This is a genomic window from Synechococcus sp. A10-1-5-1, assembly GCF_023115425.1.
Classification (GTDB): domain Bacteria; phylum Cyanobacteriota; class Cyanobacteriia; order PCC-6307; family Cyanobiaceae; genus Vulcanococcus.
The window spans coordinates 1,557,963-1,573,413 of record NZ_CP096032.1; the positions used below are offsets into that span (position 1 = coordinate 1,557,963).

The 15,451-nt window shown below is 65.2% G+C and carries 15 protein-coding genes; 8 read left to right on the forward strand and 7 right to left on the reverse strand.

All coding sequences use genetic code 11. The features are described from left to right. Nucleotides 1-34: 34 nt before the first annotated feature. Together MY494_RS08350 and MY494_RS08355 are read left to right on the forward strand one after the other, a co-directional pair. Nucleotides 35-1,372 (forward strand): cation:proton antiporter, encoded by a 1,338-nt coding sequence (locus MY494_RS08350; RefSeq protein WP_247909795.1) that lies wholly within the window; start codon nucleotides 35-37, stop codon nucleotides 1,370-1,372. Next, the gene (locus tag MY494_RS08355) at nucleotides 1,332-1,883 is read left to right on the forward strand and encodes an isoprenylcysteine carboxylmethyltransferase family protein (RefSeq protein WP_247909796.1); all 552 of its coding nucleotides are present in this window, start codon (nucleotides 1,332-1,334) and stop codon (nucleotides 1,881-1,883) included. The genes MY494_RS08350 and MY494_RS08355 overlap by 41 nt, the downstream gene beginning before the upstream one ends. 1 nt (nucleotide 1,884) lies before the next feature. Here the strand turns inward: MY494_RS08355 and dusA are convergent, their stop codons facing one another. Next, nucleotides 1,885-2,883: a tRNA dihydrouridine(20/20a) synthase DusA gene (gene dusA / locus MY494_RS08360; protein ID WP_247909797.1), complete on the reverse strand. Its 999-nt coding sequence runs from the start codon at nucleotides 2,881-2,883 to the stop codon at nucleotides 1,885-1,887. Between the two features lie 25 nt (nucleotides 2,884-2,908). Between dusA and MY494_RS08365 the strand changes: the two genes are divergently transcribed. After that, entirely contained in the window at nucleotides 2,909-4,159 is a 1,251-nt protein-coding gene (locus MY494_RS08365) for an NAD(P)/FAD-dependent oxidoreductase (RefSeq protein WP_247909798.1), read from the forward strand. Here MY494_RS08365 and MY494_RS08370 read toward each other — a convergent pair. The 3 genes from MY494_RS08370 to MY494_RS08380 all read right to left on the reverse strand — a co-directional run bounded on the left by MY494_RS08370 (nucleotide 4,152) and on the right by MY494_RS08380 (nucleotide 8,347). Continuing rightward, complete coding sequence (locus MY494_RS08370; RefSeq protein WP_247909799.1) at nucleotides 4,152-5,387, reverse strand: type II secretion system F family protein; 1,236 nt, start codon at nucleotides 5,385-5,387, stop codon at nucleotides 4,152-4,154. The two genes, MY494_RS08365 and MY494_RS08370, sit on opposite strands and share 8 nt — an antisense overlap. After that, entirely contained in the window at nucleotides 5,387-6,460 is a 1,074-nt protein-coding gene (locus MY494_RS08375; RefSeq protein ID WP_247909800.1) for a type IV pilus twitching motility protein PilT, read from the reverse strand. Before MY494_RS08375 ends, MY494_RS08370 begins: the two co-directional genes overlap by 1 nt. Nucleotides 6,461-6,526: 66 nt before the next feature. Then, nucleotides 6,527-8,347 carry a GspE/PulE family protein gene (locus tag MY494_RS08380; protein ID WP_247909801.1) on the reverse strand — a complete coding sequence of 607 codons (1,821 nt, stop codon included), beginning with the start codon at nucleotides 8,345-8,347 and terminating at the stop codon, nucleotides 6,527-6,529. A 95-nt stretch (nucleotides 8,348-8,442) separates the two neighbouring features. Here MY494_RS08380 and grpE point away from each other — a divergent pair, with 95 nt between their 5' ends. The 4 genes from grpE to rsgA are packed head-to-tail and all read left to right on the forward strand — an operon-like array spanning nucleotide 8,443 to nucleotide 11,473. Continuing rightward, nucleotides 8,443-9,117: a nucleotide exchange factor GrpE gene (gene grpE / locus MY494_RS08385; protein WP_247909802.1), complete on the forward strand. Its 675-nt coding sequence runs from the start codon at nucleotides 8,443-8,445 to the stop codon at nucleotides 9,115-9,117. A gap of 2 nt (nucleotides 9,118-9,119) precedes the next feature. Then, nucleotides 9,120-10,247, forward strand: coding sequence for a molecular chaperone DnaJ (gene dnaJ, locus MY494_RS08390; RefSeq protein WP_247909803.1), 1,128 nt, complete (start codon nucleotides 9,120-9,122; stop codon nucleotides 10,245-10,247). Nucleotides 10,248-10,254: 7 nt separating this feature from the next. Continuing rightward, nucleotides 10,255-10,476 (forward strand): sulfurtransferase TusA family protein, encoded by a 222-nt coding sequence (locus MY494_RS08395; protein WP_247909804.1) that lies wholly within the window; start codon nucleotides 10,255-10,257, stop codon nucleotides 10,474-10,476. After that, on the forward strand, nucleotides 10,469-11,473 hold the full coding sequence (rsgA, locus tag MY494_RS08400) for a ribosome small subunit-dependent GTPase A (protein ID WP_247909805.1): 1,005 nt from the start codon (nucleotides 10,469-10,471) through the stop codon (nucleotides 11,471-11,473). The genes MY494_RS08395 and rsgA overlap by 8 nt, the downstream gene beginning before the upstream one ends. On the opposite strand, the gene MY494_RS08405 is transcribed toward rsgA, so the two are convergent. Genes MY494_RS08405 through murC form a run of 3 tightly spaced genes read right to left on the reverse strand, consistent with a single transcriptional unit; the run spans nucleotide 11,470 to nucleotide 14,137 of the window. Continuing rightward, nucleotides 11,470-11,808 (reverse strand): YbaB/EbfC family nucleoid-associated protein, encoded by a 339-nt coding sequence (locus MY494_RS08405; protein ID WP_247909806.1) that lies wholly within the window; start codon nucleotides 11,806-11,808, stop codon nucleotides 11,470-11,472. The two genes, rsgA and MY494_RS08405, sit on opposite strands and share 4 nt — an antisense overlap. A gap of 26 nt (nucleotides 11,809-11,834) precedes the next feature. After that, a complete protein-coding gene (murB, locus tag MY494_RS08410; protein WP_247909807.1) occupies nucleotides 11,835-12,752 on the reverse strand; it encodes a UDP-N-acetylmuramate dehydrogenase in 918 nt (305 codons plus the stop codon). 2 nt (nucleotides 12,753-12,754) lie between these two features. Beyond that, on the reverse strand, nucleotides 12,755-14,137 hold the full coding sequence (murC, locus tag MY494_RS08415) for a UDP-N-acetylmuramate--L-alanine ligase (RefSeq protein ID WP_371820579.1): 1,383 nt from the start codon (nucleotides 14,135-14,137) through the stop codon (nucleotides 12,755-12,757). A gap of 238 nt (nucleotides 14,138-14,375) precedes the next feature. Between murC and gap the strand changes: the two genes are divergently transcribed. Beyond that, on the forward strand, nucleotides 14,376-15,398 hold the full coding sequence (gene gap / locus MY494_RS08420; RefSeq protein ID WP_247909809.1) for a type I glyceraldehyde-3-phosphate dehydrogenase: 1,023 nt from the start codon (nucleotides 14,376-14,378) through the stop codon (nucleotides 15,396-15,398). Nucleotides 15,399-15,451 lie beyond the last annotated feature (53 nt).

The following is a 15,451-nucleotide window of genomic DNA, read 5'->3' on the forward strand; positions in this document are numbered from 1 at the left end:
GCGAGACTCTCGTGCGGAATCACTTACGACCGTTATGCCGGAGATCGGCGCCCATCAGCTCGAAGTGGTCGAAACCCTGATCGGGGTCGGCCGCTTCCTGGTGATTTTCGTGGCGGCTCGCCTGTTGGCGGAACTGCTGGTGCGCTGGCAGTTGCCCACCATCCTTGGTGAGCTGGTCGCCGGCGTGATCATCGGTGCCTCGGGCTTGCACCTGATCGTTCCGCCTGAGACCCAGGCTGCCGTGGCCAATTGGGCTCTGCAGTTAATGGGCTCCCTGGCGGATGTCCCTCCGCAACTGGTTGGGGAGGTTTACAACGAAAGTTTCCCCAGCCTGCAGGCGGTGGCCACCTTGGGCCTCTTCGCCCTGCTCTTCCTGACGGGTCTCGAGAGCGACCTGGATGAGCTCGTTGCGGTTGGGGCCCAAGCGATCACCGTGGCCGTCGCCGGCGTGGCAGTGCCCTTTGCCCTCGGCACCGCGGGCTTGATGGCGCTCTTCCACGTGGAGGTGATCCCCGCGGTCTTCGCTGGGGCGGCCATGACAGCCACCAGCATCGGCATCACGGCCAGCGTGTTCAGCGAGCTCAAGATGCTCCGCTCCCGTGAGGGCCAGATCGTGATTGGCGCGGCGGTTCTGGACGACATCCTGGGCATCGTCATCCTCGCGGTGGTGGTGAGCATCGCCGGAGGCGGCAGCCTGGAGCTGGGCCCGATCCTCAAACTGCTGGCCGCGGCCGTGGTCTTCGTTGTCGCCGCCATTGGCCTGAGCCGCTCGGCTGCCCCTGGATTCGATTGGTTGATTGATCGCCTCAAGGCCCCCGGTGATGTCGTGGTGGCCTCGTTTGTGGTGCTGACCCTCTGCTGCTTTGCCGCCACGGCTATCGGCCTGGAGGCGGCCCTGGGGGCCTTCGCTGCTGGCTTGATCTTGAGCAAGTCAAACCACACCCACGCCATCGAAGCGGCGGTCAAGCCGGTGGTGGCGCTCTTCGCCACGATCTTCTTTGTTCTGATCGGCACCGGCATGGATCTGTCGGTGCTTAATCCCCTGGACCCACAGAACCGTGAGGGCCTGGTGATCGCTGCCTTCCTGCTGGTGGTTGCGATCCTGGGCAAGGTGGTCTCCGGCTGGACCTTCCTCTCCAAGGAGCCCACGAACCGTCTGGTGGTGGGTCTGGGGATGATGCCCCGCGGCGAAGTGGGCCTGATCTTCCTGGGTCTTGGCACCCAGGCCAAGCTCCTCAGTCCGGCGCTTGAGGCGGCGATCTTGCTGATGGTGATCGGCACCACCTTCTTGGCCCCGATCCTGCTCAGACTGGTCTTGGCTGGAAAGAGTGATGGACCCGACCTCGACCCCCTCGCCGAAATCCCCACTTAGAGGTTGGCAGTTCAGCTGGGGCGGTTGGTTCGACAACCGCCACGGGGAGTGGTGGCTGCTCGCCCAGCTGCTGTTGGTTGCAGCCACCCTGTTTCCGGCTTGGCCTGTCCCTGGGAGCTGGGGCTATGCCTGGCCTTTGCCGCTGGCATTGGCTGGTGTGCTGCTCTTTCTGCTGGGTTTGGCTTTGGCGGCCCAGGCCTTCTGGCGTTTGGGTCCCAGCCTGACGCCCTTGCCCGATCCCAAGCCCGGTGCGGCCTTGGTGACGAGCGGGGCCTACGGGCGCTGCCGCCATCCGCTCTATCAAGCCGTTTTGCTGTGTGAGCTCGGCGTGGCCTTGGCCCTCGGCAGCCTGTTTCATCTCGGGCTCTTTCTGGCCCTGGCCGCGGTGCTCGGCGGCAAAGCGCGGCGGGAGGAGCGGTTCCTCGTCCCGCTCCATCCGGAGTACCTCAGCTATCGCCGCAGCACCCCGGCGATCCTGCCGGGTCTGCCTTGGTTGGATTGGCGCAGCTGAGCTAGAGCCCGCGCTCTTCCAGTTGCTGGGCGGCCCGCTCGAGGACCTCCGGCCCGGCGTCCCGTTGGCCAGCGGCTTGGCCAAGATTCCGGCGCCAATGGCGGGCGCCGCTCACCCCTTCCACCACCTGCACGAGGTGCCGGGCAATGGACCACAGCCGCCCTCCGCTGCTGCACCAACCTTCGGCATAGGGAATCAGACCCCGCACCACCGTGGAGGCCTTGGCCACCGCCTGGCTGTCGTCCCCGAAGAGATCCCGGTCCACCGTGGCCCAGCGCAATGGGTGGTCGTAGGCGGCCCGGCCCACCATCACCCCATCCACCGATTCGAGCTGCTCGAGGCAGCTGCTGAGCTCCAGCAGGCCTCCGTTCAGTTCAATCGTCAGCTGCGGCCGGTCGGCCTTGAGCTGATGCACTAGCTCGTAGCGGAGGGGAGGAATCGTGCGGTTTTGCTTGGGGTCCAAGCCTTCGAGCCAGGCCTTGCGGGCGTGGACGCTGAAGCGCTGGGCACCGGCCGCGGCCACGGTGTCGACAAAGGTCAGCAGTTCCCCGTAGGAATCGCGCTCATCAATGCCGATGCGGTGCTTCACCGTGACCGGCAGCGGCGAGGCCTTGGCCATGGCGCTAATGCAACGGGCCACCTGCTCGGGCTCGGCCATCAGACAGGCTCCGAAGCGCCCCTTCTGGACTTTTTCGCTGGGACAGCCGACGTTGAGGTTGATCTCGTCGTAGCCGCGATCGGCGGCGATGCGTGCGGCTTCGGCCAGCAGGACGGGGTCGTCTCCCCCCACCTGCAGGGCGATCGGGTGTTCGATCGGATCGAAGTCGATCAGTCGGTCTCGCCGCTCGCTGTGGTGGAGGGCCTGGGCCACCACCATTTCGGTGTAGAGCAGGCTGCGACGGCTGATTTGCCGCATCAGCACCCGGAAGTGCCGATCGGTGTAGTCCATCATCGGAGCCACACTGAAGCGGTAGGCCCCGTTCAGCAGCGAATCGGGCATCACCCCATGCTCGCCTTTCACGCTGATGCCCCCCCGTTCTGAGCACTGGTCCCTGGTGGTGGCGGGTGGCGGCCCCGCCGGTTTCATGGCGGCCATTGCCGCGGCCGAGGCGGGTCAGCGGCGGGTGCTGGTCTTGGAGAGCACCCCCGAGCCCCTGGGCAAGGTCTTGATCAGTGGCGGCGGCCGCTGCAATGTCACCCACGCCTGCTGGGATCCGCGGGAGCTGGTGGGCTTCTATCCCCGCGGAGGGAAGGCCCTGCGGGGACCCTTCAGCCGCTTTGCAGCTGGTGATGCCGTCTCCTGGTTTGACGATCACGGTCTGACCTTGGTGGAGGAGGCCGATGGCCGCATGTTTCCCCAGGCCAACCGCTCCACCGCCGTCATCCAGTGCCTGCGGCAGGCGGCTGAACGGGCAGGGGTGACCCTTCGCAACAGTGAGGCGCTCCAAGAGGCCGATCAGCGGCCTACGGGTGGTTTTGCCTTGACTCTCCGCAGCGGCACCCAGCTCAGCGCCGATGTCCTGGTGCTCGCGACCGGCAGCCATCCCAGTGGCCGGCGCTTGGCCTCAGGCCTGGGCCATGGCGTGGTGGCACCGGTGCCATCGCTGTTCACCCTCGCCTTGAAGCCCAATCCGCTGGTGGCCTTGGCGGGGGTGGTGATGGATCCGGTGGATCTGGAGCTCGATGCCGGGGGCCAGCGCTTCCGCCAGAGCGGCCCCGTGTTGATCACCCACTGGGGCTTGAGCGGTCCGGCGACCCTGCGGCTGACGGCCTTTGCCGCCCGGGCCCTCCATGGCGAGGGATACCGGGGCAGCCTGCAGGTGGATTGGAGCGGCGGGCGCTCCCAGCAGCAGCTTGAGGAGCTTTTCGCTGTTTGCCGGCGGGATCAGGCCAAGCGCCAGCTCAGCAATGCCCGCCCCTGGCCAGGCTTGAGCCGTCGCCTTTGGCAGCACCTGTTGGAGCAGCAGGGGGTCGAGCCCGAGCGCCGTTGGGCGGATCTGGCGAAGCGCCAGCAACTGGGTCTTCTGGAGTCCCTGCGCCGGAGTCGTTTCCCTGTGGCGGGCCGCGGCCCCTTCGGCGAAGAGTTTGTGACCGCTGGCGGGGTGCCCCTGGGGGAGGTCAACCTGGCCACGATGGAGAGTCGCAAGGCGGCGGGGCTCTACCTAGTGGGCGAGCTCCTGGATGTCGATGGCGTCACCGGTGGCTTCAACTTCCAGCACTGCTGGAGTTCCGGCTGGCTGGCTGGCCAAGCGGTTGCGGCGGCCGGCCCTAGTTGATCTGATCGAAGATCGAGAACATCGGCAGGTACATCGCCAGCAGGATCGAGCCGACGATGCCACCGACGATCACGATCATGGCCGGCTCCAGCATCGAGGTCAGGGCCTTGACGGCGGCTTCCACCTCGTCTTCGTAGAAGTCGGCCACCTTCGAGAGCATGGCGTCCATCTGGCCGGTTTCTTCGCCGATGGCGAGCATGCTCAAGGCCAGCTCCGGGAAGACCCGTTTGCGCCCCAGGGCGACGCTTAGGGGGAGACCCTCCTGCACGTCCTGACGGGAGCCGACGATGGCATCGGCAATCACCGCGTTGCCGGCTGTTTCCTGCACGATCTCCAGGGACAGCAGGATCGGCACCCCAGCACGGGTCAGGGAGCTGAAGGTGCGGCAGAACTTGGCCGTGGCGGTTTTCTGAATCAGATCGCCAAAGAGCGGCAGTTTCAGCAGGAGCCCGTCCACGCGCCTGCGGCCGCTGGCCGTGGCGTAGTAGCGGCCGAACATCCAGACCCCCAAAGCGATGGCCAGGGCCAGAAACAGCGAGAAGGAGGACCGCAGCAATTTGCTGAGGTCGACCATCATCTGGGTGAACAGCGGTAGTTCAGCCCCCAGGTCTTCAAAAATCCCGGCGAAGGTGGGGATCAGGAAAATGGTCATCCCCAGGAAGACCAGGATCGCGATCGCCAGGACGGCCACCGGGTAGCCCATGGCGCCCTTGATCTGGTTCTGCAGCCGGGCATTGCCCTCCAGCAATTTGGCCAGGCGGCGGAGGCTTTCGTCCAGGACACCCCCCGCCTCTCCGGCCTCCACCATGGCGATGGTGAGCTTGTCGAACACCCGCGGCCAGGACCGCAGCGCCGCCCCCAGGCTGCCCCCCTGGTTCACGTCCGTGCTGACGGCTGTGAGGGCCCGCTTGAACAGCGGCATCCGTTGCTGGCGGGCCATGAGATCGAGGCTCCGCACGATGGGCACGCCCGCATCCACCAGGGCCGCCAGCTTGTTGGCAAACAGAGCCTTCTCGCGGATGCCGGGCTTGGCCTCGAGCAGGATGGAGAGATCCATCCCAAAGACCGTGGTTGCGGCCGCTGGTTGGCTGGTGACGAGCTGCAGGCTGCTGGGCACGATGCCCCGGCGCCTCAGCTCCCGCCGGGCACGGTTCGGATCACTGGCCTGCAGCTGCAGCGTCCGGGTTTGACCGGAGCGGTTGGTGTAGGTGGCGCTGAAGTTGGGCACTAGCCCTCCAGGAGCCGCATCAGCTCGTCTGGCTTGCTCGCCTTGGCGAGGGCTTCACTGCGCTCAACGGCTCCGGCCAGCACCAGGTTGGCGAGGGCGCGCTCCAGGGTTTGCATGCCCTGCTGACCGCCGGTTTGGATCTGGGAATAGAGCTGGGCCGTTTTGCCCTCCCGGATCAAGTTGGCGATCGCCGGGGTGTTGATCAAGATTTCCTGGGCCATGACCCGCCCGAATTGACCGGGTTTGGGGTTCTGGCGTTTGCACAGGGTTTGGGAGAACACCCCCACCAGAGAGCCGCTCAGCTGAACACGGATTTGGGTTTGCTGCTCCGGTGGGAAGACATCGACCATGCGATCCACGGTTTGCGCCGCCGAGCTGGTGTGCAGGGTGCCGAAGACCAGATGCCCGGTCTCTGAGGCCGTGATCGCCAGCTGAATCGTTTCGAGGTCCCGCATCTCGCCGACGAGGATCACGTCCGGGTCCTCCCTTAGGGCCGCTCGCAGGGCGGCGGCGAAGCTGCGGGTGTCTTCCCCCAGCTGGCGCTGGTGGATCACGCTTTTGTCGTTGCGGTAGGTGAATTCGATCGGGTCTTCGATCGTGAGGATGTGCTCGGCGCGGCTGCGGTTGATGTGATCCAGCAGGGCCGCCAGGGTTGTGGTTTTGCCGGAGCCTGTGGGGCCGGTCACCAGCACAAGACCCCTGGGCCTACGGCTGGTCTCTTCGACGATGGGGGGGAGTCCCAGGCTGTCCAAGCTGGGAATCGTGCTGCCAAGGGCCCGCAGGCAAGCGGCGTAGCTGCCCCGTTGGCGGTAGACATTGACCCGGAAGCGCGAGACGCCTTTGAGGCCATAGGCGCAGTCCAGCTCCCAGCTTTGCTCCAGCTGCTTGCGCTGGGCGTTGTTGATCATCGAGAAGATCAACCGGTTGCAGAGGTCCTCGCTGAGGCGCTCCTCGCGCATCGGTTGGAGCACGCCACTGAAGCGGCCGTAGGGCGGTTGGCCCGCGGCCAGGTGCAGATCACTGCCACCTGCCTCGACCAGCTCCTCCATCAACTGTTCGATCTGGAGCTCCATGCAGCTCGGGGCGCCGGTGGCTGTCCTCAGTGTGGGAAGCCCGCCAGGGCCTGGCAATGGCGCTGCTTAATGCAGTTGCCGGGGGGTCAAGCAGTAGGGGCACTCCAGCCACTCATCACGCATTCCTCCTCCGCAGGTTCGGCAGGTGACGGTGTGGAGAGCCTTGGCCCGGCGTTCGGTTTCCAGGCTGGAGTCCGTCAGGATCATCCGTTCGATCTCCTCGAGGGTGGTCTCCCCGTCCCGCACCAGGTCGAGTCCGTAGCCCAGCAGGGTTTTCATGCCGCTCTCAATCGCCAGCTTGCGCAGCTGATCGGTGCTGGCCTCCTGGGCGATGGCACTGGCGAGGGTGTCGTTGACGCGCAGCACCTCGTAGACGCCGACTCGGCCCTTGTATCCGAGTCCTTGGCAGCTGGGACAGGGTTCGCTGTCGCCCGCCTGCAGCCGCTTGGCCTTGAAAAAGGTGATGGCTTGCTCGTTGCTGGCAAACAGGCCAAAGCGGCCCAGGTCCTGCTCGCTGGGGTGGTACGGCTGGCGGCAGTCCGGACAGACCCGCCGCACCAACCGCTGGGAGACGATGCCAATGAGGGAGGCGCTGACCATGAAGGGCTCCACCCCCATCTCCGAGAGGCGGGCGATGGCACTGGGGGCGTCGTTGCAGTGGAGGGTGGTCAGCACCAGGTGTCCGGTCAGGGCTGCTTCGATCGCGGTCTTGGCCGTTTCCCGGTCGCGGGTCTCGCCCACCAGCAGGACATCGGGGTCTTGCCGCATGAAGGCCCGCAGGGCCATGGCGAAGTCGTAGCCCTTTTCCCGGTTGACCTGGGTTTGGGAAATCCCCTTGAGGGTGTATTCGATCGGGTCCTCGACCGTGGAGATGTTGACCCCCGGGTCGTTGCGTTCCGCCAGTAGGGAATAGAGCGTGGTGCTCTTGCCTGAGCCCGTGGGCCCCGTGACCAGCAGCATTCCAAAGGGCTTGCTGCCCATCTCTCGGACGCTGGCGAGGGCCGAGGGTTCGCTGATGAGCCGATCCAGGCCCAAGTGGGTCGCGCCGCTATCCAGCAGTCGCATGCAGACCTTCTCGCCGTAGCGGGTGGGAAGGGTGCTCACCCGCAGGTCAAAGAGGCGGCCCTGATAGCGCCGTCTGATGCGGCCATCCTGGGGGAGCCGCCTTTCGGCGATGTCCAGGTCCGCCATGATTTTCAGGCGAGAAGTCACCGCGGGGGTGAGCTTCTTCGGCAGCTTGTCCAGCTGCGCAAGAACCCCGTCCTGGCGCAGGCGAATCAGCAGGCCATCTTCCTGGGGTTCGAGGTGGATGTCGCTGGCACTGCGCTCCAGCGCTTGAACCAGGATTCGATCCACCAGGCTCACCACGGGTGAGGCGTTCGAGGCCTGCAGGCTGCTCTCGACATCCAGTTCAATCTGGCTGTCGTCGGAAGCCTCCTCAAGCCGTCCCTCGAGTTTCAGGTCGTCCACCAGAGAGACCCGGCTGGGGGCCGCGATCGTTGCTGGTGGGCTGGTTGGTGCTGGGCCTGCGCTTGGGCTTTGATTGAGCACCGCCTGCAGGTCACCCTGGAGAGCCAGCCGCAGTTCCAGGGGCGGTCCCTCTGGAGCTGCATCGCACAGGCTCTGGCGTTGTTCGGCGCTCCAGTGGGTGGGCACCGCCACCACCAACCTGTTGTGGGCTAGCTGGACCGGCAGACAGCCCAGGGTTTTGCAGCGGGCTTGGTTGAGTTGGGGATGCCAACTCCAGCGCTCGCCTTCTGCTGCGCTCAGATCTGCGCTGCTGAGGACGGCTTCCTTGAGCAGTAATTCGACCTCGAGCCGTTGCTGCTCAGGGGTTTGAGCCTCGGCCACCGGTCGCTGGGGAATGGTGCTGGCGCTTGCTGTCATCAGCCGCTCCGCCGAGGAGGTGCGGGCTTCCGCCGCTTGTGGGGTGGCGACCCTTCACATCAACATGTCTAGATCAGATCTCCGGTTCGGTCAGCATGAGCGGCGACGCGACTCCGTTTCCCCAGGACTCCGCCCCGGCCCCAGCTGAGGCCGCAGCGGCGCCAGACACCAGTGCTGCAGTGGATTCAGCCCCTGCTGAGGTGGCCGCTGAACCCAGCGCTGATCCTGAGCAGCGCGTGCGGGAGCTCGAGGCTGAGCTGACGGCCCTCAAGGCCGAGCACGAGACCGTCCGCAGTCAGTACATGCGGATTGCGGCGGATTTCGACAACTTCCGCAAGCGCCAGAGTCGCGATCAAGAGGATCAGCGCACCCTGATCGCCTGCTCCACCCTGAGCGAAATCCTGCCCGTGGTGGATAACTTCGAGCGGGCCCGTCAGCAGCTCGATCCCCAGGCCGAGGAGGCTCAGGCCATCCACCGCAGCTACCAGGGGCTCTACAAGCAGCTGGTGGACGTGTTCAAGCAGTTGGGCGTCTCGCCGATGCGGGTTGAGGGCGAGCCCTTTGATCCCACCCTCCATGAGGCGGTTCTGCGGGAACCCAGCGATGAGCACGCCGAAGACCTGGTGATCGCTGAACTGCAGCGGGGTTATCACCTGAATGACCGCGTGTTGCGTCACGCCCTGGTGAAGGTCTCGATGGGCCCTGGTCCCAGTGGTGACGGTGCTCCGGCCAGCTCTACTGACGACGCTGCACCCTCCCAAGAGGCCTGAACATGGCCGACTTCTACGACCTCCTCGGGGTCAGCCGTGATGCTGACGCGGACACGCTCAAGCGGTCCTATCGCCGTCTGGCGCGTCAGTACCACCCGGACATCAACAAGGACCCCGGGGCGGAGGACAAGTTCAAGGAGCTTGGCCGCGCCTACGAGGTGCTGAGCGATCCCCAGACTCGGGCCCGCTACGACCAGTTCGGCGAAGCCGGCCTGGGCGGGGCCGCCGGGATGCCCGACATGGGCGACATGGGCGGCTTCGCTGACCTGTTTGAGACCTTCTTCAGCGGATTTGGCGGGGGCATGGGTGGTCCCTCCGCCGGGGGCGCACGCCGGCGCGTTCCCCGCCAGGGCGATGACCTGCGCTTTGACCTGACCATCAGCTTCAGCGAAGCGGTCTTTGGGCAAGAGAAGGAGATCCAGATTCGGCACCTCGAGACCTGCAACAGCTGCAGCGGTTCAGGGGCGAAGAGCGGGAGTGGTCCCACCAGCTGCGGTACCTGTGGCGGCGCTGGGCAGGTCCGTCGTGCCACCCGCACGCCCTTTGGCAGCTTCACCCAGGTGGCGGCCTGTCCCACCTGCGAAGGCACCGGTCAGGTCATTGCCGATCCCTGCAGCTCCTGCGGTGGCCAGGGCCTGCAGCAGGTGCGCAAAAAGCTCCGCATCAATATCCCAGCGGGTGTCGACACCGGTACCCGCCTGCGGGTGGCCGATGAGGGCAACGCTGGACAACGGGGTGGCCCCGCGGGCGATCTCTATGTCTTCTTGACGGTTCAGTCCCATCCGAACCTCCGCCGCGACGGGATCAATATCCACTCGGAGGTGACGGTCAACTACCTCCAGGCGATCCTCGGCGACACGATTGAGGTCGAGACCGTTGACGGTCCCGAGCAACTGGAGATTCCGGCGGGAACCCAGCCCGGCGCGGTCCTCACCCTGACGGGTAAGGGGGTGCCGAAATTGGGCAATCCCGTGGCGCGGGGCAACCACCTGATCCAGATCAAGGTGCAGCTCCCGACCAAGGTCAACCGTGAGGAGCGTGAGCTGCTTGAGCAATTGGCCGGTCACCACACCGCGAAGGGGCAAAAGCATCCCCACAAGAGCGGACTCTTCGGCGGTTTGTTTGGCTAGGTCAGTGATGACCCAGCTCGATCTGCGTGGTACCCCCTGCCCGCTCAATTTCATCCGCACGAAGTTGGCCCTCGAGAAGCTGCCCGCTGGTGAGTGGTTGCAGGTGGATCTGGATGCCGGAGAGCCCGAAGAGATGGTCGCCAGCGGCTTGCGGGAGGCGGGACATCGCGTTGAGCTGGAGTCCTTGGAGGCCGGTGCGGTGCGCCTGTTGATCTGTCGCTGTGGCTGATGCCCTGGTCATGGCCCTTGAGGCCAACTTTTGCCGGGTGCAACTCGATCGGCCGGGCCCTGGAGGGGTCGAAGAACTCCTCTGCGTGCGCCGCACGCGGCTTGGCAAGACCGGCCAGCAGATCTGTGTGGGTGATCGCGTTGAAGTGGAGGGCATCGATTGGCCTGAGGCTCGGGCGGCGATTGCGGCTGTGGCTCCCCGCAGCAGCCTGCTGGAGCGCCCCGCGGTCGCGAACTGCAACCGCGTCGTGGTCGTGGCGGCCTTGGATCAGCCGGAGTTGGATCCGCTGCAACTCACCCGGTTTTTGCTGACCGCAGAACGGACGGGGGTGGCCGTGGAGCTGGTTCTCACCAAGGCGGATCTGTTGAGTGAGTCCGAGCAGCAGCAGTGGCGTGAGCGGCTCAGGGGTTGGGGGTATTCCCCCCTCCTCGTCTCCTCCAAGTGCGGCGATGGCCTGGCCGCCCTCCGTGATCGCTTGGTGGCACCAGGGATTTCGGTGCTTTGCGGCCCTTCCGGGGTGGGCAAGAGCAGCCTGATTAATGCCCTGTTGCCGCAGCTGAGCTTGCGGGTGAGTGCGGTTTCCGGGCGTCTACAGCGGGGGCGCCACACCACGCGCCACGTGGAGCTCTTCCCTCTGGCGTCGGGCGCGCTCTTGGCGGATTCTCCCGGCTTTAATCGGCCTTCTTTGCCCGCGGATCCTGCGGAGCTGGGGATGCTCTTCCCAGAGATCCGGCAGCGGCTCGAGGCTGCGGTTTGTCAGTTCAAGAATTGCCTGCACCAGGGCGATCCCGGCTGCGCTGTGGGCAGCGATTGGGATCGCCATGGCCTGTATCTCACTTGCCTGGAGTCGGTCCAGCAGCAGGTGGCGCGGCAACCCCGGCTGCGCACGGCCGGGTTGAAGCAGCGGGGAGGCAAAGAGGAGCCCTTGCTGGATCAGCGCCTGCGCCAAAGCTCGAGGCGCAGGCTGCGGCAGGTGGAGCCTGACGAGGAGGCTTAGCCCATGCCGGGCAGGTTCAGGTTCAGGCCGCCGGTGAGCTCTTCCATGCGCTCTTTCATGGTCCCGGTGGAGTTGTCGTAGGCCGACTTCAGGGCTTCGAGGGTGGCGCTTTCAGCGCTGGAGACGCCTTCTGCGAGCAGGGCGGGGTCCAGGCGCACCTTCAGGGGCTGCTGATTGCCTGAGAGCCAAACGCTGGCGCGGCCGCAGCTGCTTTGACCTTCGATTTCCATCGCATCCAGCTCCTCCTGGAGCTTGGCGGCGTCCTGCTGGATTTGTTGAGCCTTCTTGAAGGCTTCGGTGAGCTGGCCGAAATTGGGGAGACCGAAACCGGCCATGCCTGCACTGCTGAATTGGCCGCAGGCTACGCCGCCAGAGCGATGTCTTCGAAGGGGCCCAGGCGTTTCACCTCGGTGTGCAGGGCGATGGAGTGGTGCTCCATCACGCGCTCCTGGACCTGGGCAATCAGCCGATCAATATCCCCGGCGCTAGCGGCACCGGTGTTGACGATGAAGTTGGCGTGGATCGGGGAGACCTGCGCGCCGCCAATGGAGAGTCCTTTCAGGCCGAGCGCCTCGATCAACTGCCCCGCTTTTTGTGGTTCGGGGTTGCGAAAGACGCTGCCGCAGCTTGGTTGTTGGTAGGGCTGGCTGCTGGTTCTGCTGTGGAGGTTGGCGCTGGTGCGTTGGCTCACGGTTTTCGGGTCGTGGCCAGGGGAGAGGCGCAAGCGCGCCGAGAGAACCACCAGCGGCTCCTCCTGCAGACGGCTGTGGCGATAGGCAAAGTCGAGTGCCGCGCCGGGGATCGTGTGGGTCTGGCTGGGCTCCTGAGGGTTCACCACCGTGACGCTCTCAAGGATCTCGGCGGTGCAGCCCCCCTGGGCACCGGCGTTCATGACCGCCGCGCCGCCCACGGTGCCTGGAATGCCAACGGCCCACTCCAGGCCTGAGAGGCCGGCTCGGGCGGCCCGCCTCGCCAGGGTGGGGATCGGTTCTCCAGCCTGGGCTTCAACCAGGCCGCTACTGGTCTCGAGTTCAGCCCCTTGGATGTGGCGCGTGCAGAGGGTTAGCCCCTCCAAGCCTTGATCGCTGATGAGCAGATTGGAGCCAGCTCCGATGACCCGCTGGCTGCAGCCAATTCCCTTAGCCCAATGCAGCAGGGCCAGCAGTTCCTCCGTCGACTCCGGTTCAGCGAAGTAGGTCGCTGGTCCCCCCACTTTCCAGGTGGTGTAGTCGGCCAGGGCGACCGATCTGCGCAGACCATCGGGGAGGGAGAGGGCCATGGCTAGGCCACAAGGGGAAGTGCGTTAGCGGGATCGTTGCGGCCTTCCAGGCGGCTCCAAAGGCTGTTGACATCCCCAGCACCCATCGCCAGGACCAAGTCACCGTTTTGGCTGGTTTCACCAATGGCATCGGTCAGGGCTTCGAGCGTGTCAAAGGCGCTCACGGGCAGATCGGGGGCAATCCGCTGGATTTCAGCGGCGAGGGCAGCGCTGGAGATGCCCGGGAGCGGGGCTTCACCTGCTGCGTAGAGCGGGGCCAGCAGGACGGCATCGGCTTGGCTCAGGGCCTGGGCAAAGTCCGAAAGGAATTCAGCCGTCCGGCTGTAGCGGTGGGGCTGGAAGACAGCCAGCAGCCGTTGGGGGGCCTCTGGCAAGGGGCTGCGGCCGCTGCTGACCATCAGCCGTGCCATGGCCAAGGTGGCCTTCACCTCGCTCGGGTGATGGGCGTAGTCGTCGACCACTTGGCGGCCATGCCAGGTGCCCCGGTAGTCGAAGCGGCGTCCAGGTGCCTGGAGCCCTTCCACAGCGCGTTGCAGTTCGGCAAAGGACACCCCATGGAGCCGGCAGGCGGCCATGGCTGCTGTGGCATTGCTCAGGTTGTGGAGCCCCGGCAAGGGCAGCCGGAACTGTCCCAGGGCCTCGCCCTGTTCGTAGAAGGTGGCGATGGTGCTGTCTCCATGCAGCTCATCGGCGATGGCGGAAAAATCCACGCCGTCGCTGCCGTTGATCGACCACCAGTGGCTGGCTTGGAAGTGCTCCCGCAGCACCGGACAGTCCCGGTTGGCCAGCAGCTTTTCGCTGCCCTTGGCAAACCGCTGCAGGGTTGTGATCAGGGAGGCGAGATCGCTGTAGTGGTCGGTGTGATCCAGCTCCAGGTTGGTGATCACGCCCAGCCAGGACTGGAATTTCACCAAGGAGCCATCGGACTCATCCGCTTCGGCCACCAGCAAGGGGCCATTGCCATTGCGGCCATTGCTCGCGAAGGCAGGTACCACCCCTCCAATGACCGCTGTGGGGTCGTGGTTGGTGGCGTGCAGCAGGCTCGCGACGAGGGTGCTGGTGGTGGTCTTGCCGTGGCTGCCGGCCACGGAGATCGAGGGCTGGGCGGCAATTAAGGCCGCAAGGACATCCGAGCGATGCCAGATCTCAAGCCCGGAGCGTTCGGCTTCAACGCGTTCAGGGTTGCTCGCCGGCACAGCAGAGCTAACGACGACGGCAGGGGTGCAGGAGGTGCCGCTGCGAATGGCGTCGATGGTGGCGGCGCTCTGCTCACGAAACACCCGGACACCGCGGCTGCGCAGGTTCTGCAGCACGGCGTTGTCCCTGGGATCGGAGCCGCTGATGCTGTAGCCACGGTCCGCCAGGATCCCAGCGATGGCAGACATGCCGATGCCGCCAACTCCGATGAAATGGAGAGGTTGGTGGCGATCGAGCGTCAGGACCAAGGGCGTATCCAAGCCTGGCCAGAAACTAAGCCCGAACGCGCCGCCTGTCCCCTCCTGACGCCGCATTTGAGCGTTTTCGACAGGTGTTGCGCTTCTGTCCCCAGATGGGGACGTTCAAGCAATTTCTGTATGATCGGCGGCCAAATCCCCCTGTTAGCGGGTGTGCCCGCGATATGCCATGACCTTGAAGGTTGCGATTAACGGATTCGGCCGCATTGGTCGCAACTTCATGCGTTGCTGGCTGAGCCGCGGAAGCAACACCGGCATTGAGATTGTTGGCATCAACGGCTCTGGTGACACCAACACCAACGCCCACCTGCTGAAGTACGACTCGATGCTCGGCCCCCTGCGTAATGCAGAGGTGACCACCACCGAGGACACGATCGTCATCAACGGCAAGACGATCAAGACCTTCTACGACCGCAATCCCGCCAACCTCCCCTGGAAGGAGTGGGGCGTGGATCTGGTCATTGAGTCCACCGGTGTTTTCAACGACGACGTCGGTGCCAGCAAGCACTTCGAGGCCGGCGCCAAGAAAGTCATCCTGACCGCCCCTGGTAAGGGCGCCAAGGTCGGCACCTTCGTGGTCGGCGTGAACGCCGATCAGTACCGCCACGAGGACTACGACATCCTCAGCAACGCCAGCTGCACCACCAACTGCATGGCGCCTGTGGTCAAGGTCCTGGATCAGGCCTTCGGCATCGTCAAAGGCACGATGACCACCACCCACAGCTACACCGGTGACCAGCGCATCCTCGATGCCTCCCACCGTGACCTGCGCCGCGCTCGCGCCGCCGCGGTGAACATCGTCCCCACCAGCACCGGTGCGGCCAAGGCCGTGGCCCTGGTCTACCCCGAAGTGAAGGGCAAGCTCAGCGGCATCGCCCTGCGCGTTCCTACCCCCAACGTCTCGGTGGTGGACATGGTGCTTGAAATGAGCCGCGAGACCACCAAGGAGGAGGTCAATGCCGTCCTGAAGGCCGCTTCTGAGAACGGCATGAAGGGAATCATCAAGTACTGCGATCTGCCCTTGGTCTCCAGCGACCACGCCGGTACTGACGAGAGCACCATCGTTGACTCCGACCTCACCCTGGTGATGGGCGGCAACATGGTCAAAGTCATCTGCTGGTACGACAACGAGTGGGGCTACAGCCAGCGCGTTGTTGATCTCGCCGAGATCGTTGCCAAGAACTGGAAGTGATCTGAGTTCTGCTTACTCCGTTTCCCTCAGCCGTCCTTCTGGGCGGCTTTTTT

Coding starts and splice junctions, on each gene's coding strand:
- murB (WP_247909807.1), bottom strand. CDS start 12,752: ATGGCCCTCTCCCTCCCCGATGGTCTGCGCAGATCGGTCGCCCTGGCC.
- MY494_RS08375 (WP_247909800.1), bottom strand. CDS start 6,460: ATGGAGCTCCAGATCGAACAGTTGATGGAGGAGCTGGTCGAGGCAGGT.
- dnaJ (WP_247909803.1), top strand. CDS start 9,120: ATGGCCGACTTCTACGACCTCCTCGGGGTCAGCCGTGATGCTGACGCG.
- dusA (WP_247909797.1), bottom strand. CDS start 2,883: ATGCCCGATTCGCTGCTGAACGGGGCCTACCGCTTCAGTGTGGCTCCG.
- gap (WP_247909809.1), top strand. CDS start 14,376: ATGACCTTGAAGGTTGCGATTAACGGATTCGGCCGCATTGGTCGCAAC.
- MY494_RS08405 (WP_247909806.1), bottom strand. CDS start 11,808: ATGGCCGGTTTCGGTCTCCCCAATTTCGGCCAGCTCACCGAAGCCTTC.
- MY494_RS08395 (WP_247909804.1), top strand. CDS start 10,255: ATGACCCAGCTCGATCTGCGTGGTACCCCCTGCCCGCTCAATTTCATC.
- murC (WP_371820579.1), bottom strand. CDS start 14,137: ATGTCTGCCATCGCTGGGATCCTGGCGGACCGTGGCTACAGCATCAGC.
- MY494_RS08355 (WP_247909796.1), top strand. CDS start 1,332: ATGGACCCGACCTCGACCCCCTCGCCGAAATCCCCACTTAGAGGTTGG.
- MY494_RS08365 (WP_247909798.1), top strand. CDS start 2,909: ATGCCCCCCCGTTCTGAGCACTGGTCCCTGGTGGTGGCGGGTGGCGGC.
- MY494_RS08380 (WP_247909801.1), bottom strand. CDS start 8,347: ATGACAGCAAGCGCCAGCACCATTCCCCAGCGACCGGTGGCCGAGGCT.
- grpE (WP_247909802.1), top strand. CDS start 8,443: ATGAGCGGCGACGCGACTCCGTTTCCCCAGGACTCCGCCCCGGCCCCA.
- MY494_RS08350 (WP_247909795.1), top strand. CDS start 35: ATGCCGGAGATCGGCGCCCATCAGCTCGAAGTGGTCGAAACCCTGATC.